17 protein-coding genes are annotated in these 17,062 nt (G+C 63.5%); 6 read left to right on the top strand and 11 right to left on the bottom strand.

Annotated features, from left to right (window positions below):
• The first annotated feature begins 102 nt into the window (after positions 1–102).
• The gene (locus ACXJKE_RS20795) at positions 103–588 is read left to right on the top strand and encodes an Lrp/AsnC family transcriptional regulator (RefSeq protein WP_457282490.1); all 486 of its coding nucleotides are present in this window, start codon (positions 103–105) and stop codon (positions 586–588) included.
• 74 nt (positions 589–662) lie between these two features.
• On the opposite strand, the gene ACXJKE_RS20790 is transcribed toward ACXJKE_RS20795, so the two are convergent.
• From ACXJKE_RS20790 to ACXJKE_RS20780, 3 genes are all read right to left on the bottom strand, one after another.
• Positions 663–2,114 carry a DUF3999 domain-containing protein gene (locus ACXJKE_RS20790; protein ID WP_457282489.1) on the bottom strand — a complete coding sequence of 484 codons (1,452 nt, stop codon included), beginning with the start codon at positions 2,112–2,114 and terminating at the stop codon, positions 663–665.
• Complete coding sequence (locus tag ACXJKE_RS20785) at positions 2,111–5,104, bottom strand: DUF2339 domain-containing protein (protein WP_457282488.1); 2,994 nt, start codon at positions 5,102–5,104, stop codon at positions 2,111–2,113. The genes ACXJKE_RS20790 and ACXJKE_RS20785 overlap by 4 nt, the downstream gene beginning before the upstream one ends.
• Before the next feature lie 218 nt (positions 5,105–5,322).
• Complete coding sequence (locus ACXJKE_RS20780) at positions 5,323–6,195, bottom strand: LysR family transcriptional regulator (protein ID WP_457282487.1); 873 nt, start codon at positions 6,193–6,195, stop codon at positions 5,323–5,325.
• A 131-nt stretch (positions 6,196–6,326) separates the two neighbouring features.
• On the opposite strand from ACXJKE_RS20780, the gene ACXJKE_RS20775 reads away from it, so the two are divergent.
• Entirely contained in the window at positions 6,327–7,289 is a 963-nt protein-coding gene (locus tag ACXJKE_RS20775) for a DMT family transporter (RefSeq protein WP_457282486.1), read from the top strand.
• Between the two features lie 43 nt (positions 7,290–7,332).
• On the opposite strand, the gene ACXJKE_RS20770 is transcribed toward ACXJKE_RS20775, so the two are convergent.
• The 3 genes from ACXJKE_RS20770 to glmU all read right to left on the bottom strand — a co-directional run bounded on the left by ACXJKE_RS20770 (position 7,333) and on the right by glmU (position 10,102).
• The gene (locus ACXJKE_RS20770) at positions 7,333–7,926 is read right to left on the bottom strand and encodes a hypothetical protein (RefSeq protein ID WP_457282485.1); all 594 of its coding nucleotides are present in this window, start codon (positions 7,924–7,926) and stop codon (positions 7,333–7,335) included.
• 15 nt (positions 7,927–7,941) lie between these two features.
• Positions 7,942–8,520 (bottom strand): hypothetical protein, encoded by a 579-nt coding sequence (locus ACXJKE_RS20765; protein WP_457282484.1) that lies wholly within the window; start codon positions 8,518–8,520, stop codon positions 7,942–7,944.
• A 118-nt stretch (positions 8,521–8,638) separates the two neighbouring features.
• Positions 8,639–10,102, bottom strand: a complete 1,464-nt coding sequence (gene glmU / locus ACXJKE_RS20760; protein ID WP_457282483.1) for a bifunctional UDP-N-acetylglucosamine diphosphorylase/glucosamine-1-phosphate N-acetyltransferase GlmU — start codon at positions 10,100–10,102, stop codon at positions 8,639–8,641.
• Between the two features lie 91 nt (positions 10,103–10,193).
• Here glmU and ACXJKE_RS20755 point away from each other — a divergent pair, with 91 nt between their 5' ends.
• Positions 10,194–11,042, top strand: coding sequence for a DUF6279 family lipoprotein (locus tag ACXJKE_RS20755; RefSeq protein WP_457282482.1), 849 nt, complete (start codon positions 10,194–10,196; stop codon positions 11,040–11,042).
• 24 nt (positions 11,043–11,066) lie between these two features.
• On the opposite strand, the gene ACXJKE_RS20750 is transcribed toward ACXJKE_RS20755, so the two are convergent.
• The gene (locus tag ACXJKE_RS20750) at positions 11,067–11,384 is read right to left on the bottom strand and encodes a hypothetical protein (protein ID WP_457282481.1); all 318 of its coding nucleotides are present in this window, start codon (positions 11,382–11,384) and stop codon (positions 11,067–11,069) included.
• Positions 11,385–11,560: 176 nt separating this feature from the next.
• Complete coding sequence (locus ACXJKE_RS20745) at positions 11,561–12,319, bottom strand: Crp/Fnr family transcriptional regulator (RefSeq protein WP_457282480.1); 759 nt, start codon at positions 12,317–12,319, stop codon at positions 11,561–11,563.
• A gap of 78 nt (positions 12,320–12,397) precedes the next feature.
• On the opposite strand from ACXJKE_RS20745, the gene ACXJKE_RS20740 reads away from it, so the two are divergent.
• On the top strand, positions 12,398–12,805 hold the full coding sequence (locus ACXJKE_RS20740) for a BLUF domain-containing protein (RefSeq protein ID WP_457282479.1): 408 nt from the start codon (positions 12,398–12,400) through the stop codon (positions 12,803–12,805).
• A 12-nt stretch (positions 12,806–12,817) separates the two neighbouring features.
• Here the strand turns inward: ACXJKE_RS20740 and ACXJKE_RS20735 are convergent, their stop codons facing one another.
• Together ACXJKE_RS20735 and ACXJKE_RS20730 are read right to left on the bottom strand one after the other, a co-directional pair.
• Positions 12,818–13,807 carry an MBL fold metallo-hydrolase gene (locus ACXJKE_RS20735; RefSeq protein WP_457282478.1) on the bottom strand — a complete coding sequence of 330 codons (990 nt, stop codon included), beginning with the start codon at positions 13,805–13,807 and terminating at the stop codon, positions 12,818–12,820.
• A gap of 233 nt (positions 13,808–14,040) precedes the next feature.
• The gene (locus ACXJKE_RS20730) at positions 14,041–14,595 is read right to left on the bottom strand and encodes a gluconokinase (RefSeq protein ID WP_457282477.1); all 555 of its coding nucleotides are present in this window, start codon (positions 14,593–14,595) and stop codon (positions 14,041–14,043) included.
• A gap of 141 nt (positions 14,596–14,736) precedes the next feature.
• On the opposite strand from ACXJKE_RS20730, the gene ACXJKE_RS20725 reads away from it, so the two are divergent.
• Positions 14,737–15,198 (top strand): TfoX/Sxy family protein, encoded by a 462-nt coding sequence (locus ACXJKE_RS20725; RefSeq protein WP_457282476.1) that lies wholly within the window; start codon positions 14,737–14,739, stop codon positions 15,196–15,198.
• A gap of 68 nt (positions 15,199–15,266) precedes the next feature.
• On the opposite strand, the gene ACXJKE_RS20720 is transcribed toward ACXJKE_RS20725, so the two are convergent.
• Positions 15,267–15,896: a DUF2917 domain-containing protein gene (locus ACXJKE_RS20720; protein ID WP_457282475.1), complete on the bottom strand. Its 630-nt coding sequence runs from the start codon at positions 15,894–15,896 to the stop codon at positions 15,267–15,269.
• Positions 15,897–16,057: 161 nt separating this feature from the next.
• Here ACXJKE_RS20720 and ACXJKE_RS20715 point away from each other — a divergent pair, with 161 nt between their 5' ends.
• Positions 16,058–17,041: a LysR substrate-binding domain-containing protein gene (locus tag ACXJKE_RS20715; protein ID WP_457282474.1), complete on the top strand. Its 984-nt coding sequence runs from the start codon at positions 16,058–16,060 to the stop codon at positions 17,039–17,041.
• The last annotated feature ends 21 nt before the right edge of the window (positions 17,042–17,062 follow it).

Raw genomic sequence — 17,062 nt, 5'->3', positions numbered from 1 at the left:
TACGTACTTACAGTTTTCCAATGTGATCTATTTTTTCATTTCAATGAAATTAAATTTCATTCATTACAATGAATAGAATTAAATTTCATTTATATTACATTAATGGAACAAATACTCGTTGATGACATCGACGTAAAGCTACTGAACAGCCTGCAAACCGATGCATCGCTGAGCAATCAGGCGCTGGCCGAACGCGTCCATATCTCGCCGCCGACCTGCTTGCGCCGCGTGAAACGCCTGCGCGATGCCGGGCTGGTGGAACGTGAAATCGCGCTGCTCAGCCCCGACAAACTGGCCGCCCTCACCGGCCACGGGCTGACGGCCCTGGTCGAAATCACGCTGGATCGTCAAGGCACCGAGCAGCAGGAGGCGTTTGAGGCGCGGGTGGTGCAGGACGAAGCAGTGCAGCAGTGCTACCGCGTCTCACCGGGGCCGGACTTCATGCTGGTGGTGCATGTGGCCGACATGCCGCGCTACCTGGCGCTGGCGCAACGGCTTTTCACCAGCGACGCGAATGTGCGCAACGTGAAGGCTTTTTTCAGCACCAAACGCGCAAAATTTGAACCAAAAGTGCTTCTGACCCAATAAGAATCAGCGCGAGCAGCTATCAAAACAATAGCACATCAGCGACTCCGTCAGCACCCACCACCCGCCGCAAGACCTTATGGGGCCGGTCCGGGGCCTTGCCGGGTTTGCCTGAGCAGCACCCACGCCATCAGCCCCAGCGCCAGCGCGCCCGCCAGCAAGACGCCCCACAACACCAGGCTGCGTGTGGGCATGCCCTGGCTGGGGGGCTGCGCCGCCACCAGCGGGCCGGCCGCACCGGCACTGCCACCGGTGACGTCTGCTTTGGACACGTCGGCCTGGGCGACAGGCAAGGCGTTTTCCTGTTGCGCCTTATAGCCAGGAATCAGGCTGGCCATGGGCAGAAAAGCGCCTGCTGCGCCCGTTGCGCTGGCCAGGCCCGCAGCCAGGGTGAAAGGGCCCTGCCCGCTGGCCAGAAAGATGAGTTGCGCCGGTTCAAACTGCAGGACGATTTCAGGCGCGGCGGCAAACCCCGGCGTTTTGAGGTCGGCTTCGATCTTCATTTCGCGCACTGATGAGCCCTGCAATTCGACCGGCCCGCTGGTTTGCTCTTTACCTGCGGTTGTCATCCGGTAGACCACGGCGCTGGCCAGCAAAGCCCAGGGCTGGTTGCGGTCATTACGGCCCAGCACGCGGATGGGCACCAGCACATTGCTGCCTTGCGGCGTGATCTTTAAAGCGGCAACAGGCGTGGCAAAGGGCAACGCAAAAGTCAGCTCATGGGGATTCGTCAGCACCGGCGTGGTCATGGTGGCGCCCACACGCTGGCGCAGGGCCGTGCTGCGGGACGTGACCAGCGTGGCGCCGCGCAGGGTGACGGCGGCGTCGCCCCAGGTGATGCGCAGGTACTGGTCTTTCAAATCCGCCATGGAAAGCGCAAGGCTGTTGTCGCCCAGGCTCGCGGCTTTGGCAGAAGCATCGGCGCGGTACAGCACGGTGTCGGCCAGGGGCCGCCAGTTCTTCAGGTCCTTGCTGGCCTGCACATTAAAGCTGACGGGCTGGCCGACCGGCAGGTCGGCGTCCAGCGTCATGCGGGCGGCAGGCGCATTGACGCTGCGTGTGTCGAGCAGCGCGCCCAGCACTTTTTGCGATGAAGCTGCACCCGCGGTGTTTGCGCCGCTGCCCGTGTTGAGCTGCACCACGCGCCGGCCCTGCCGCTCTTCAATGCGCAGCGACAGGCCTTCCAGGCCGGCAGCGCCTGCGGCACCCAGAATGGGGTACGCCGTGAGCTTGACCTGCTGCTCCTGCGTCGCCGTTTCCGCGGCAACATTGGCCAGCGCCATGGGCACCGGCTGACCCGCCGCGTTGAAGAGGCGCAGGTCGCCATAACCGGCACTTTGCAGCCGCACCAGGGCCTCGGCAGGCACCAGCAGCCGCTGCAGCGGCGCGTCGGGCGCCAGCGTGACGGGTATGCGAACGGCATACGATTTGGCGCTGCCGGCATCCGCGGCGTCGGCGGCCTGCACCAGCAGCGGGGTTGCGAGTCCGGCGGACAGCGCCAGCGTTAAAAAGCGTTGGTTGATTTTCATGACTGGGCTTCTTTCAGGTCACCCGCACCCGCGGGCAAGAGATCTTCCGAAGTGGCAGCAACAGCGGCCTTGGGCGGCAGCGGCGCAAAGTAGCCCACCACCAGCATCAGCACACCCACCACGATGAACGCGATGATGCGCTCCGCACCGCCGGCGTTCGACAGGTCAATCAACAGCAGCTTGACGACCACCAGGCCCAGCAGGCCTGCGCCCACCAGCCACAGCGGCCGCTGCACGCGCCGGTGCGCCAGCACCATCAGGCTCAGGGCCAGCAGCGTCCACAAAATGGCGTAACCGGTTTGCACCACGAAGCTGCCGAACAGCGCGTCGGCATCCCAGCGCACGCCGAAGAAATGGTGGGCGATGCGCAGCCACACGGTATTGACGGCGACAAACACCAGCAAGGCCAAAGCCACCAGCGCATTGCGGCCGGTGACCCACCCCGCATTGCCCGGCGGCGGCGCGGCCGTCACCAGCACGCGGCGCCAGAACACCAGGCTGCCCAGCGCAAGCGCGAGCGTCAGGTCGGTCGGGTTGAGCAGCGGGATGTAAGGCAGGGGCGCGGTACGGCCCGAGGAAGTGACGGCGGCAGCGAGAGCCCCCCAGAACACCAGCACCGCCAGCGGCAAGGCTGCATACCAGTAGTAAGCCTGGGCATGCGGATTGAGAGGCCACTTCGCGCCCTGTCGCAGGGCCGCGCTGTTGGCCCGCCCCGCCCAGACCGCCAGCAGCATCAGCACCGCGATGGCGCTGACCAGCAAGACCACGCCGGCCCACGAAGTGCGCCAAAGCTCGGCCTTGCCGATACCCGACCACAGGCAGTCTGCAAGGAGGAAGGTCACCAGCCATGCGCTTGCGGCGTGCAGGAAACCATAGGGCGACTGAGAGGCGCCCGTGGACGTAGCCTGCGCCAGCGCCTGGCGGTCCGTCTGCCGCAGCATCCAGTAATGCAGCACCAGCACCGCCGGCCACACGGCCCACGCCGGCGTAGCAAGCACGCGGTAGCCTTGGCCCGCCTGCGCCACATAACCCAGCGCCAGCACACCCACGGTGATGCGTGCGGGCCAGGTCGCCACCGCCCACTGCTTCTTCAGGCCGAGCACCATCGACAAGGCCGCGCTGGCCACCACCGCCAGCATCATCAGCAGGCCGGTGGTGCGGTCGCTAAAAGCCTGCTGAGGAAAGGCATCAGCCTCCAGCGCGGGCACGCGGCGGTTGATTTCCAGCAACCAGGCCAGGCACCAGAAGAAAAAGCCGTAGAGGTAAACAGGAATGCTGAGCTGCGACTCCACGCCGGCATAGGCCTTGGCCCACGAAGACTCGCTGTGCGGCAGGGGCCGGCGCAGCCACCACGCCAGCTGCAGCGCCGGCAGCGCGATCAACATGGCGCCGATAAAGGCCGGGTTGCCGAAAGGAATGGCCGAGACAGGGTTGCCCAGTGCGCCCGCGTCATCAAGCCCGCCCAAAAACGCCATGGCGGCCACGCCCTGCAGCAGCAAGCCGAAAGCGCGCGGCATCCAGCGCGCCTGCCGCATGCCGACCCAGAACGCGCCCGCACCTTCGAGCGCCCAGACAGCCGAGGTCCACTTTGCATCGAGTGCCAGCGGCACCGCCAGCGTGGCAAAACCCACACCCACGGCAATAAAGCATTCAATCAGCAGGCGGTAGCTGGACAGCGCCCGGCGCACCAGCACCATCGCCGTCACCAGGTACAGCGCGGCAAAGCCCAGCGCCGAAAAGGCCGTGCCCAGTTCCATGGTGCGCACCAGCCCGGCCTGAAGGCCGAAGCCCACCAGCGGTGTGCCGAACACCAGCATGGTGTCGACGGCGTTGCCGAGCTTCGTGGGTGTGTTGCGCGCATAGAGGATGGCGGCAAAAAGATAGATCAGTACAAAGCCGATGAGGAAGGGCTGGGTGCTGGCGTAATGCTCTGGCGTGTACTTGAGAACACCCCAGGCAGTGGCCACGCCGAAGGTAGCGATAAAACCCACCACGTTCAGGATGCGCCATGAGCGCTTCCAGGCAATGAACAGAATGGCCAGGTTCAGCACCGAGTAATAGCTGAAGAGACCCACATGGCTGCCCTGCCCTGTCGACAGCAGAATCGGCACGGCAAAACCACCGGCGAAGGCCGCCACCGCCAGCGCACGCGAGTTCTGCAGCAATGCCAGCGCGCAGCTGAGCGCGCACACCACAATCATCAAACCAAAGGCCGGCAGCGGCTCCAGCAAGCCGTACATGCGGAAGGCCGCAAACACCGTGAGGTACATCACCGCCACGCCGGCGCCCTGCAGAGCGAGTGCAAAGCCGGGCTTTTCCGTGCGCTTGCGAAAACCCACGGCCAGCAGCGCGATCGCCGCGGCAGCGATGGCCGTCAGGCGAAACTCCACCGGGAAGAGCCCGGCCGATGCCGCGTAGCGCGCCAGGAACGACAGGCCGATGAACAAAATGACCAGCCCGACCCGCACGATGGTGTTGCCGCCCAGGAACCAGTTTTTGCCGGCAATCAGGGCCAGCTCGATGGCATTGGGCTGGGCCGGTGTGTATGTCGGCCGGCTGGCGGGGGCGGCCTGACCGCGCGGCAGGCCGTTCGGGGCCAGGTCTTCTTGCAGGGATGCCTCTTCATTGCTGACGGCACTGAGAGCGCTGGCGGCCGCTGGCGCCATGGTTTGCGGCGCAGCAGGTGCACGTGCAGGAAGCTGGGCAACGGGCGAAGGAGCGGCGTTTTCAAACTCCCTGAAACCGCCGTCATCCTCCGTGGCCTGGATGCTGCCGCGCGGCATGGCAGGCGGATGCTGTGCCGATGCGGTCGCCGCCCTCACCTGCGGCGCATGCTTTTTGTGTGCAGCCTCGACTTCGGCTCGCACGGCCCAACGCAAGGAGAGGCCGGCGAACAAACCGAGGAAGCCCCCCAGAAAAACACCGAAATCGCCATAGCCCGGCCAGAACCAGCCCAGCACGGCACCCCAAACAATGCTCCAGATAATCATGACCCCGGCCTCCCTGTTGTTTTCCGTGCTGCGATGTCGCGCGCCAGCCTGCGGAATGGGCTGATGGTACTTGATGGGCCCACTCGTGAGCACCGGCGGCGCGGTGCCGGGCAAGCCGGCAGAAAAGCCCCTATGCAACCCTCATTGATTTAGAAAGAAACCGGCTGAAATCCAATCAGGACAAGCGCAAGCAGCTATCAAATAAGTAGCAAACTGACTCAGTACACCCTGGCCCCTTCACGGGCGGTGTTCCAGAAGGCGCGTGCCAGCGGCGAGAGTTTGGCCACATCCAGGCAGGCCAGGCCGACCGTGCGCGGCTGCGGCGGTGACAGGGGCCGGTACACCACGCCCCTGGGTGCGTCGGGCAGCGCGAGGCGGGCAGCTACCGATACCGCCAAACCCTGTTGCACAAATTGCAGGATGGAAATGATCTGCGTGAAGTGATACAGCACCTTGGGCAGCGCGATGTTTTTCTGCAGGATGGGCACAATGACCGGGCCGCAGCCGGCCTCCGTCAGCACAAAGTCCAGCCCCGTCAGAGCGGTAACCGGCACGGCCTTGTGTTTGGCCAGTGGGTGTTTGGCCGGCAGGATGGCGACAAACTCGTCCTGCACCAGCGGCAGCACCTCAAAGCGCTCGTCGGGCACAACGACAAAACCGAGTTCCACCCGCTTTTGCAGCAGCCAGTCGTCCACCACTTCGTCGCTTTCCTCTTCAATGCGCACCTGCGCGCCCGGATGGCGCTTTTTAAAGGCAGCCAGCAATGGCGGCAGCAGGTTGACGGTGGACGTGGGCCCAAACGAGCCGATGCGCAGCGTGCCGGTTTTCAGCTCACGGGCGTCGCCGAGCTCCTGCGTCATGGTGGCGGCCAGGGCGGTCATTTCGCGGGCGCGCAACAGCAGGCGCTCACCGGCATCCGTCATGGCCACGCCGGAAGCGTCGCGTTGCGCGAGCTTGACGCCGAACTGCGTTTCGAGCGCGCGCAGCGCATGGCTGACGGCCGACTGCGTTGTGCCCAGCCGCATGGCCGCGCGTGAAAAGCTGCGGCATTCATCGAGAGTGATCAGGACTTCAAGTTGGGCGAGTGTCATGGCCGGTTCAAAAAAAGTTAAGGCTGCATGCAGGCGATGATGAGCAAACACTCATTTGATGGTGAGCCAAATTGCAGTTAATCTCATGCATCAATCTAACTGATGCCAGCCTTTTTTCCAACAAAAACCGCATGACCGCTACAGCCACCGCCGCATCCTCCACCGCAGCCCCCTTGCCCGGCATCGCTCCTACGACTCCACCGGCTGGTAAAAGCCTTCTGGGCCTGTACCTGCGCCTGACCTGCGTGCCCTTTCTCTGGGGCGGCACCTTCATTGCCGGGCGCGTCATCTCCGCCCACTTGCCGCCCGCCACGGCAGGTTTCATACGCTTTGTGTTTGCCACGCTGGCCCTGCTGGTGGCACTGCATTTCACAGAAGGCCTGCGCGCACTCGCGACGCTGTCGCGCCGCCAGCTGCTGGGCACGATGGCGCTGGGCGCCACCGGCATCTTTATTTACAACCTGCTGTTCTTCACGGCGCTTTCCGTACTGCCGGCAGGCCGCACCTCACTCATCATTGCCCTGAACCCGGTGGTCACACTGCTGCTGGCCGCCGCATTCCTGGGCGACCGGCTTTCGCCAGTGCGCTGGCTGGGCGTGGCCCTGGCCTTGCTGGGCGTGTGGATCGTCGTCACGCGAGGCGACCTTTCGCAAATCGCGCAGTCGCTCGGCAAGGGGGAGCTGTCGATGTTTGGCGCGGTGTGCGCCTGGGCGGTGTACACCCTGCTGGGCCGCAAGCTGTTGCAGGGCCTGTCACCCGTGCTGGCCACGCTCTGGGCCGCCATCTGGGGCACGCTGTTCCTGGGCCTGCTGGCCCTGCGCGACATCGCCAGCGTACATGCCGAATCATTCACCCCTGAGGTGTGGGCCGGCCTGGCGTTTCTCGGCGTGCTCGGCACCGCGGTGGCTTTTGTCTGGTACTACGAAGGCATACGCCAACTGGGCGCGGCACGCACCGTGGTGTTCAACAACCTGGTGCCGGTGTTTGGCGTGCTGCTCGGTTGGCTGATTCTGGGGGAACCCTTGAGTATCAGTTTGCTGGCCGGTGGAGGGTTGGCGATTTTTGGGGTGTTCCTGGTCAACCGCATCAAATAAGTGGGCCAGGTTTCAGGCCGACCGCCGGCCGGCCTGAAAGTGCTTACTTGCGCAGCGCGGGCGACTCGACCAGCGCCTTGACCAGCTTGGCCAGCGCGTCGTTGGAAGCGCGCACAGCAGCCAGCGAGAAATTGCTCTTGAATTCCGAGAAAGTAGCGCCGCCTTCACCGCTGACCCGTATCGTCTCGACGGGCTTGCCACCGGCATCGACAATGGTGCAAACCAGCTTGACTGTGAACTGTGTGGGCGGCCAGGTGAATGCGCCGTCGGAAGACGAATTGGTGGTGATTTCCGGCGTGATCAGCAATGCAACACCGCCAGCCTGCAGCGCCGCGAAGTCCTTGGTATTTTGAACCTTGGTCACGCTGCTGAAGGCTTCGGACAGCGCCTTATAGAAGCCCGGTTCGATATCGCGGTACGGGAAGTAACGCACCTTGTCACCGCCGCCGCCGGGTGTTGTCACCTCCACCGAACGCAAGGCATCAGGGATGTGGTAACCCACTTTTTTTGCGATGGGCCTGGCGCCGGTGGGCAAGGTGACCGCCGCGAGGTCCGGGTTCATGGTGATGGGGTGTGCGCAGCCAAACAATACAACGCAGGCCAGCGCGGAAAAAACATAGCCAACAAATCGGTTCATGATGGATGTCCCGGCTTAGTTGCGAATGGCTTTGACGAAGTCGGGATCGGTCACCAGCGAGGCGACCAGCGACTGCACCATCAGCGGGTAGTTGTTGGCCGCCAGCGGAATGGCCACGGCGCCGGCGAAGGAGCTTTCCCACTTGCGCTCTATGCGCTTGACCTTGTCAAAGCGTACCTGCCCGTTGGCCGTCACGACGAAGCGCGCCTCTATCTGCCCGGCGTTAGTGCTCATACCGCCCGCGTCGATGTTGTTCTTGAGCAGGGTGCCGCTGATTTCAACGCCCGATTGCGGGTTGTACAGCTTGGCCAGTTCCAGTTCCTGGCGCAGCGCCGCGGCGATGTAGTCGCCATAGTTCTTGCCGACGGGCGAGGTCATGGTATTGGCGCGAAGGCTGAGCGAGGCGCCGCCCTGCAGGTCTGGCGCAACGCTGATGACGCCGGTCTTCACGGCGCGCGCGCCGTCCATTTTCTTGAGCGTCTCGACGTTGTCGATGGACGGCGCATAGTTGGGTGCCGGGCCCGCGCAACCCACCAAAAACGCAGACACGGCAATACCCGTGAACAGGACAACACGCCTGAGCTGTTGAAACATGAAAAACCCCTCGTTGATTTATTGGAATGAACGGCCCTCATTGCGAGTGCCGCTGGGCATATGTTACGTCACGTAACCGCCATTCAAGCCACCCCGGGAATACCCGAAGAAAACGCCTTCAAGGCTGGCGGGGCGCCTTCACCGGCCTCTTCCAGTTAGGCAAACTGACCTGCTTGCCCCGCGCCACACTCAACGAATCCGGTGGCGTGCTTTTGGTGATGGTTGAGCCTCCGCCCACCGTGCCGCCCGCGCCTATGGTCACCGGCGCCACCAGGACGCAGTTGCTGCCGATGTGCACGTCGGCTTCAATCACCGTGCGGTGCTTGTTGGCGCCGTCGTAGTTGGCGGTGATGCTGCCGGCGCCGTAGTTCACGCGTTCGCCCACTGTCGCGTCGCCCAGGTAAGCCAGGTGGTTGGCCTTGGCGCCCTTGGCCAGGGTGGCATTTTTGACTTCCACAAAATTGCCGATGTGCACCTCGGCGCCCAGCTGCGCGCCGGGCCGCAGTCGGGCAAAGGGCCCGATCAGTGCACCCTCGCCAATCTCTACACCCAGCTTCTCGCCGTCGATATGGGTGAAGGGATGGATCACGGCGCCGGCGGCAATGGTGCAGTTGGCAATCACGCAGTTGGCGCCTATGCGCACACCATCGCCCAGCGTGACCTGGCCTTCGAACACGCAGTTCACGTCGACTTCCACATCCTGGCCGCAGCGAAGCGTGCCGCGCACATCGAGCCGTGCGGGATCGGCCAGCCGCACGCCTTGCTCCATCAGCGCCGTGGCCAGGCGGCTTTGGTACACGCGTTCCAGTTCGGCCAGTTGCACCGGGCTGTTCACGCCGGCCACCTGGGCCGCGTCGGTGATCTGCTGCGCCACAACGGCCACGCCGTCCGCCACCGCAAACTTGACGATGTCGGTGAGGTAATACTCGCCTTGGGCATTTTGATTGTCCAGCCGGGAAAGCCAGGCACGCAGCAGGCGCGTGGGGACGGCCATGATGCCGCTGTAAATTTCACGGATCTCGCGCTGGGCAGGTGTCGCATCTTTATGCTCGACGATGGCGCGTACCTGGGCCGAGGCTTCGGTGCCGGCCCGCAAGGGCTCGGAGGCGTGCGCTTGCGCGCGCACGATACGGCCATAACCCGTGGGGTCGGCCATGCTGAGCGTGAGCAGCGCCAGCCGCTGGCCGTCGCACTGCGCCAGCAGGGCCTGCAGGGTGGCGGCCTGGGTCAGCGGCACATCGCCCGACAGCACCAGGGTGACGCCATCGTCTGCCAGCAGGGGAATTGCCTGCTGCACCGCATGGCCCGTGCCGAGCTGTGGCTCCTGCCGCGCAAATTGCAGGCTGACCTTCGAATCCGGGCCCACTTCCTGCTGCGCAAAGCCCCGGCAGGCGGCCTCAACAGCCTCCGCGCCGTGGCCGGTAATGACGACCGCCTTGCGCGCTGACAAAGACGCAGCGCATTCGATGACATGCTGCAGCAAAGCCTTCCCGCCCAATCGGTGCAAAACCTTGGGTAAGCTGCTTTTCATCCGCGTGCCTTTGCCCGCGGCCATGATGACGACATCAACTGGGGTTGCCATGAAGTTTCCTCTGGATTTTCGAAGGACAGGATTTGAAAAGCGTACCTGCCCCGCCGGGGCAGGGCTGGTACGCAGCTTACGGATTATCGGTGTGCTTGCCGCCGCGCTGCTGGGTGCGGCGCTGCCCGGCTGCAACGTGATGATGAAACTGGCCTACAACCAGGCGCCTGAGCTGGTGTATTGGCATCTGGACGGTCATTTTGACTTCACCGACACGCAAAGCGTGCAGGTCAGGGCCGACCTGGACAGGCTGCATGCCTGGCACCGGCAAACCCAGCTGCCGGGCTATATCGACACGCTGCAAAAACTGCAGCACCAGATGCCGCAGGACATGGATACGGCAAAGGCTTGTGCGGTGTATACCGACCTCCGCCGAAAGCTGCTGGTGGTGTCGAACGAGGCTGAGCCCCTCATGACGAAGCTGGCGGGCACGCTCCACGTCAGCCAGATGAAGAAGCTGCAGCAGCGTTTTGAAAAAGGCAATGCCGACTACCGCGAGGACTTTCTGGAGTCATCCAAAACGAGCCGCAAAAAACGCTACAAAGAGGCGGTGAATCGGGCCGAAATGCTTTACGGGCGGCTGGAAGAAAAACAGCTGGACATCATTGGCCGTCGGATCGATGCGTCCCACTTTGACGCCGCCGTGTCCTACCGGGAAAGGCTGCGGCGCCAGCAGGATGCCCTGCAAACCCTGCGCCCGCTGGCTGACGGCCACAGCACACCCGAGAAAACGCAGGCCGCCGTGAACGGACTGTTTGAACGCACGCTGAACTCACCAGACATCGCTTATCGGGACTATTTCGAACGCCTGACCCAGGACATTTGCCAGGGATTTGCAGAACTGCACAACAGCACGACGCCCGCCCAGCGCTTAAAAGCCGTGGAAAACCTTCACCGCTATGAGCGGGATTTCAAAGCCTTGAACAGCCAAAAGTCCTGACCCCCGGAACCGCCCCACGCCGCCCTATTTGCCGGGCGCCTTGGAATGGGACAAGCCTTCCTGCTCAGCTTTTTTCAGCTCTGCCGCCTGCTGGGGTGAATCGGGTTTCGCCGCCTTCGCGTCGGCAGCGACATCGGCATCCTTGAGATAGGACTTGATGTTCTTCTGGTAGTCGCGGGTGGCTTCATAGCTCCCTTCGCCCATCTGACCGGCCGGAGCGTCGCCCGGCTTTGACTGGCGCGGCTGGAACTCGCGTGAGCCGCTGCTTTGCTGTTGCTGGCGGTCGGAAACACGGCGCGGCTGCTGCTGCAGGCGTGCGCCGGGTGCTTGTGCGTGGTTCATGAACGTCTCCTGGGTGGCTGTTGGTGCGCGCCGCCACGGCCTGCCCTTCGCAGGGGGGCAAATCGCGGGCAAGAGAGTCACCTTAAAACCGGATGGACGCCGCGTTTGTCATCCGCCCCATGGCGTTGTTGTCAGCAACCGCCTACACACCTGAACCAAAGCAGAAACAGATGAAATCAGAGTAGAGGGACGTGCGCAGGCGGCGTGTCGTAGTAGTCGGCAATGCGCTCCAGCGCGCGGGTATTGAGCAACCGGAGCTGCCCATTTTCAATCTCATGCAGGCCCAGCTGGCGCAACCGCCTGAGCGTCTTGTTGGTATGCACCAGCGACAGTCCCAGCGCGTCGGCAATATGTTGCTGGTTGATGGGGAACCCTATCCAGCCTTTTTCGGCCATGCCCACGCGTTCCAGCCTGCGGTACAGGTGCATCAACAGCATCGCCACGCGTTCGGTGGCGTTGCGCCGGCCGGCCGTCAGCAGATGGTCATCGACCATACCTTCCTCTCGCGCGCCCATCCACGTGATGTCGTAGCCCAGGCTGGGGTGGTTGCGAAACAGTTCCCACAGACCGTCCCGCGGGAACACACAGAGGCTTACATCCGTCACGGCCTCGATGCCGTGCATGGCGCCGTCCGCGAACTTTTGCTGCAGGCCGATGAAGTCGCCGGGCAACAGGAAATTGAGAATTTGCCGGCGGCCGTCGCTCAGGGTTTTGTAGCGGAAGGCCCATCCCGAATACAGCGTGAAGAGCTTGCCGTTGGGTTTTTGTTCATACAGGATGGTGCCGCCCGCCCGCACTGCAGAGGTGCCGGTGCGAAAGGCTTCGATGAACGCCAGTTCCCCATCGCTGACAGGCATGAAGGCCCCGGTCCTGCGCAGCCCGCAGGCATTGCAGTGAGGCGGACAAATCGATGACGTTGGCGCTGGAATGTTCATAAAAGGAGCATCTTAGGTGCATTTGGCTGTGTCTTTTGACATTGTGAAAAGCCGGACCGCCCGCTACATTCTGCCGCCATGACGCCAAAAAGCCCCACGTTGTATGAAGTTCTTTATGTCAGTACTCTGGCGCCCGAAGCGCCGCTCAGCGTCGTGGCGAACATCGCCGTCAAGGCCCGCCAGGCCAACGCGGAGCAGGACATCACCGGGCTGCTGATTTTTGACGGCATGCGCTTTTGCCAACAACTGGAGGGCGGCCAGAAACAGGTGCTGACGTTGCTGGAACGCATCCGCCAGGACACCCGCCACATCAACATGCAGGTTCTGCACCATGGCGAACTGGCCGCCCGGCGATTCCGGCGCTTCAGCCTGGGCTACTGCCTGGTCGAGGATGAGGACGTGCTGGAGCGCATGGAAACCCTGGACGACCAAGCCGCGCTCGATGCCTTTGTGGGATTGCTTTCCAGGCTGGACCTGGATTCCTGAACGCGCCGGGCTTCAGCCCTGCAGCGCCTGCCACATTTCCTGGTCGCGCTGGGCTGTCCAGATACGCGGGTTCTTGATGCCGCTGGCTTCGTCAAACGCCCGGCTGACGTCAAACGGCAGGCAGTGCTCGTAAATGAACACATGGCCGAAGATCGGGTCCATGCTTTTGCGGGTGTGGTCCATGGCGGCTTTGAGGTCCATGCCGGCGGCGGCGGCTTCCTTGCCCGCCTGGTACAGGGTTTCGACCCAGCGCTTCGTATAGTCCAGCGCCTTGTTGACGTTGGCCGCACCCTTCATGGCCTCGCCGCGGCCGGGCACGATGGCTTCGGCTTTCAGTGCGCGCAGGGCTTCCAGTGTGGCGGGCCATTCCTCCAGCTGGGCGTCGCCGGTGTAGACGCCGGCCTCGTACTCGACCAGGTCGCCTGAGAACAGCACTTTTTCTTCTTCGACCCATGCAATCGTGTCGCCGCGCGTGTGGCCGGGGCCCGGGTGCCACACCTGGACTTTCACCCCGCCCAGGTCCAGCACCAGCTTGCCGGGCACCTCGCCTTTCACCGGATTGCCGCCGTCGATGACCAAAGTCGGCCAGGTCAGGCCGGGCACGCTTTCGGCGTTGCGAAAGAGACGCGGAAAGCGTTCCATCTCGCTTTGCATGTCCTGCGCGCCGCGCTCGACGATGAGCTCGTACGTGCCCCGGCTGGCGATGACTTCCGTGGCGCCTTCCGCAAGGTAGGCGCTGGCGCCCAGCACCCGGACCGCGTGATAGTGAGTCAGCAGCACATATTTGATGGGCTTGTCGCTCACGGTGCGGATGCGGGCGATCAGGTCTTGTGCCATGGCCGGGGTGGCGGTGGCGTCGCTCACCATGATGAATTTGTCGCCAATGATCACGCCGGAATTGGGGTCACCCTCAGCGGTATAAGCCCAGCAATGTGCGCTGAGCTGCTCAAAGGTGATGACCTTGTCGGTGAGATCGGACTGCGAGGCGAAGGCTTTGGACATGCGGTTCCTGTGTTTGGGGCGCTGCGCCGGCGGTTCAGTGAACCCGGCGCCAGTTTTGGGCCATTTTACTTAAACGTAATGCGTTACGGATAGTTAAACCAATACCCTGCCCGGCGAAAACGATTTTCAAGATTGCTACTTATTTGATAGCTGCTCGCGCTTGTCCTGATTGGCCTGCGAGGCAATTTGATGCCAGAAAACGGGGCCTGCAGGCGAGGCCTGGCGGCAGGGCTCTACCCGCGGATTTCCAGCCAGGCGACCGCGCTGTCGGCCAGGGCTTCCAGGGAAGCATTCCCGGCCAGGGTCAACACGCCCGGCTCGGCCGAAGGATCCTGCAGCGCCTCGAACTGGCTGGCGACCAGGCTGGGTGGGTAAAAGTGGCCCGGGCGCGCGGAGACGCGCCGCAGGGATTCGGCCTGGCTGATGGCCAGGTGCACAAACTGCAGCCCGGGCACGGCAGCTCGCAGGCTGTCGCGGTAAGCGGCCTTGAGGGCCGAGCAGGTCAGCACGACACCGGCGGGGTGGCGTGCCAGTTCCACACCCAGCTGGCGCAGCCAGTCAACGCGGTCTTCGTCCGTGAGGGGAATGCCTTGCTGCATCTTCTGGATGTTGCCGGGGGGATGGAAATCATCCCCTTCGATCAGCGGCAACACGAGCTGGTCGGCCATCAGACGCCCGACCGCCGACTTGCCGCAGCCGGCCACCCCCATGACCACCACATGGACCGGCGGCCCGGCGTGGCGCACACCGGGCGCGGAGAAGGAGTGGGTCTGGGAAGCTGGAGCCATGCCCAAATTATCGCGGCCCGCCGCGTCTTTGCGCGTCGCGCCTGCGATATCTGCCAGGCACCGGTTTTTTGAACAAAGCGACAGCCACGGCGCGCTGCGCCCGCCGCAACACAATTGCGCCGGGTTTGGTATGGTTGCGCGATGGCCTCTTCCAGGAATGATTTTGCGACCTACTGCTGCGAGCTTTTGTCAGGCGTCGGGCCCTGTACGGCCAGGCGCATGTTTGGCGGGTTTGGCATCAGCACCTCGGGACTGACGCTGGCCCTGGTGGCCGACCTGGGCGGCGGCGAGAAGCTATGGCTCAAGGCGGATGCGGAGACCCGCAGCCTGTATGAAGCCCATGGCTGTGAGCGGTTCACCTATGAAATGACACGCAATGGCGTCAGTGCGCCGCACAGTCTCAACTACTACGCGGCACCCGAAGAGGCGATGGAGTCGCCCGCCGTGATGCTGGAGTGGGCGCGTGTAGCGCTGGAGTGTGCGTTGAAGGCGCGTGCGGCCAAGGCGACCAAAGCGCCCAAGACAGCGAAGGCGAGGAAAACGCCAAAGGCGCCGGCAACCAGGACCGCCAAAACGGCCAAGCCCCGAACCAGGCGCCCATAAAAAAACCCGCAGCCTTGCGACTGCGGGTTAAACGGTTTTCCCGGAGTAAAACTGTTGGCTATCTGCGCTTAGACCAGGTTGGACATGGCCAGCACGTTGTAGTTGCGCGGCTGGAGCTGATTGTCCCTGTAGGCGTCAAAGTCGTGGCCGGTGACGTGAGGCCGGGCGCGGGCAGTGACGAACACCAGGGCAACGGGGGTCAGCACCGCTTCAACAGCGGCGACAGCACCCATCGCCAGCCCGCGGACCAGGCGGCCGAGGGCGCTGGTGGCCAGGCCGAAGGCGGCACGCAAGTCACCCAAAGGCTGCATCACGCCGGCGCGCCAGCCGGAAGTCTCTTTCATCTCGGGCACTTTGGCGCAGGCCGTTGCCGGCTCCCAGCTGAAATAAGCGGAAGCAGCGTGACCAGCGCTGAAGGACTCCATCACCAGCGACTCACCCGCCCGCAGCGAAAGGCTTTCGCCCCGGCTGAGGAAATGGTCGCCGGCGCGGACCTGGATGTCCTGGCTGGCGGAGTCGAAGGTGGCCCAGACCCGGCCATGCGCAATTCGCAACACCCCGGCCTGCGAGGCACGCAGCGTCAGCGCTCGGCCCGCGCCCAGTTTCCAGAAGCCCGCCAGGCCGGCCACATGGCCGTTGGTGGCATCGGAAGCCTGTTGCAAGAAACGATCTCCTGAGAGGTGAGCTGCGTGGTCCATGGTGTTCTCCTAAAAAGGCACAAAGTGAGTGATGAGGGTTGAATCATCTCGCCACGGGCTTGCACAGTCCAATGAAATCGCGGTAAGCTATTGATTCCATAATCGCATCAATCAATTAGGCCCGAATTGCCCTATTTGGCCTTTTTCACCCCCACACTGTCATGCTCCATTCACAAACACACTTGCGCTCCCGGCCGATTTCCGCCGGCCAGTTAAGGGCTTTTGAGGCCGTCGCCCGCCACCTCAACTTCCGCGCTGCCTCGGAAGAGCTGGCCCTCACCCAGTCGGCCGTGAGCCGCCAGATCCAGGGCCTGGAAGAAGACGTGGGCGTGAGCCTTTTTCACCGCCACACGCGCGCCGTGGAGCTCACCACCGCCGGCGGCATCTTGCTGCGGGCCGTCACGCCGTCGCTGGAGCGCATTGACAACGCCGTGCGGCAGATACGCCAGACCGCCGGGCGCAAGAGCGTGTCGCTCACCACCTTTGCCTCGTTTGCCTCGATGTGGCTGATCCCCCGGCTGGAGGGCTTTCAGCGCGACAACCCCGACATCGACATCCGGATTGATGCGTCGGACGTGGCTGTTGACCTGGACATTTCAGACCTGGACCTGGCCCTGCGTTACGCCCCGGCCAGCCACATGCCACCAGGCGCCATACGCCTTTTCGGCGAGCAGATCACGCCGGTGATCAGCCCCTGGTTGCTTAAAAGCGGGCCGCGCCTGAAGAAACCTGACGACCTGGCGCAGTTCACCTTGATTGAGGCGGGCGACGCCCATCAGACGCACCTGGAATGGCTGACCTGGCGCCGCTGGCTGGAAGAGCACGCCAGCCCCAAGCTGGAAGCCAAGCGCTGGCTGTACTTCAACTACGCCTACCAGATGGTCCAGGCGACGCTGACGGGCCAGGGCGTGGTGCTGGCGCGGCTGCCACTGATTGCCGAAAGCCTGGCCTCGGGCGATCTGGTGGAGCCGCTGCCGCAAATGCGCATGGAGTCTCCGATGAGTTATTGGCTGATCATCGGCCCGCGCAATGTGGCCCGGCCCGAAGTGCTGGCGTTTTGCGACTGGCTCAAAAGCCAGGCCGCGCTGACGCGCGAGGCGATCGGCGATGTGCCCGACCCCGACACCGTGGATTCCCTGGACTAGAAACAGGGGCCCCACGCTCCC

This window comes from Polaromonas sp. P5_D5, from assembly GCF_054049435.1.
Note: the sequence above shows the minus strand (reverse complement) of the source record. Positions and strands in the feature narration are given on the sequence as shown.

Coding starts and splice junctions, on each gene's coding strand:
- ACXJKE_RS20770 (WP_457282485.1), bottom strand. CDS start 7,926: ATGAACCGATTTGTTGGCTATGTTTTTTCCGCGCTGGCCTGCGTTGTA.
- ACXJKE_RS20720 (WP_457282475.1), bottom strand. CDS start 15,896: ATGGACCACGCAGCTCACCTCTCAGGAGATCGTTTCTTGCAACAGGCT.
- ACXJKE_RS20730 (WP_457282477.1), bottom strand. CDS start 14,595: ATGGCTCCAGCTTCCCAGACCCACTCCTTCTCCGCGCCCGGTGTGCGC.
- ACXJKE_RS20775 (WP_457282486.1), top strand. CDS start 6,327: ATGACCGCTACAGCCACCGCCGCATCCTCCACCGCAGCCCCCTTGCCC.
- ACXJKE_RS20780 (WP_457282487.1), bottom strand. CDS start 6,195: ATGACACTCGCCCAACTTGAAGTCCTGATCACTCTCGATGAATGCCGC.
- glmU (WP_457282483.1), bottom strand. CDS start 10,102: ATGGCAACCCCAGTTGATGTCGTCATCATGGCCGCGGGCAAAGGCACG.
- ACXJKE_RS20735 (WP_457282478.1), bottom strand. CDS start 13,807: ATGTCCAAAGCCTTCGCCTCGCAGTCCGATCTCACCGACAAGGTCATC.
- ACXJKE_RS20795 (WP_457282490.1), top strand. CDS start 103: ATGGAACAAATACTCGTTGATGACATCGACGTAAAGCTACTGAACAGC.
- ACXJKE_RS20745 (WP_457282480.1), bottom strand. CDS start 12,319: ATGAACATTCCAGCGCCAACGTCATCGATTTGTCCGCCTCACTGCAAT.
- ACXJKE_RS20750 (WP_457282481.1), bottom strand. CDS start 11,384: ATGAACCACGCACAAGCACCCGGCGCACGCCTGCAGCAGCAGCCGCGC.
- ACXJKE_RS20785 (WP_457282488.1), bottom strand. CDS start 5,104: ATGATTATCTGGAGCATTGTTTGGGGTGCCGTGCTGGGCTGGTTCTGG.
- ACXJKE_RS20765 (WP_457282484.1), bottom strand. CDS start 8,520: ATGTTTCAACAGCTCAGGCGTGTTGTCCTGTTCACGGGTATTGCCGTG.
- ACXJKE_RS20715 (WP_457282474.1), top strand. CDS start 16,058: ATGCTCCATTCACAAACACACTTGCGCTCCCGGCCGATTTCCGCCGGC.
- ACXJKE_RS20740 (WP_457282479.1), top strand. CDS start 12,398: ATGACGCCAAAAAGCCCCACGTTGTATGAAGTTCTTTATGTCAGTACT.
- ACXJKE_RS20725 (WP_457282476.1), top strand. CDS start 14,737: ATGGCCTCTTCCAGGAATGATTTTGCGACCTACTGCTGCGAGCTTTTG.
- ACXJKE_RS20790 (WP_457282489.1), bottom strand. CDS start 2,114: ATGAAAATCAACCAACGCTTTTTAACGCTGGCGCTGTCCGCCGGACTC.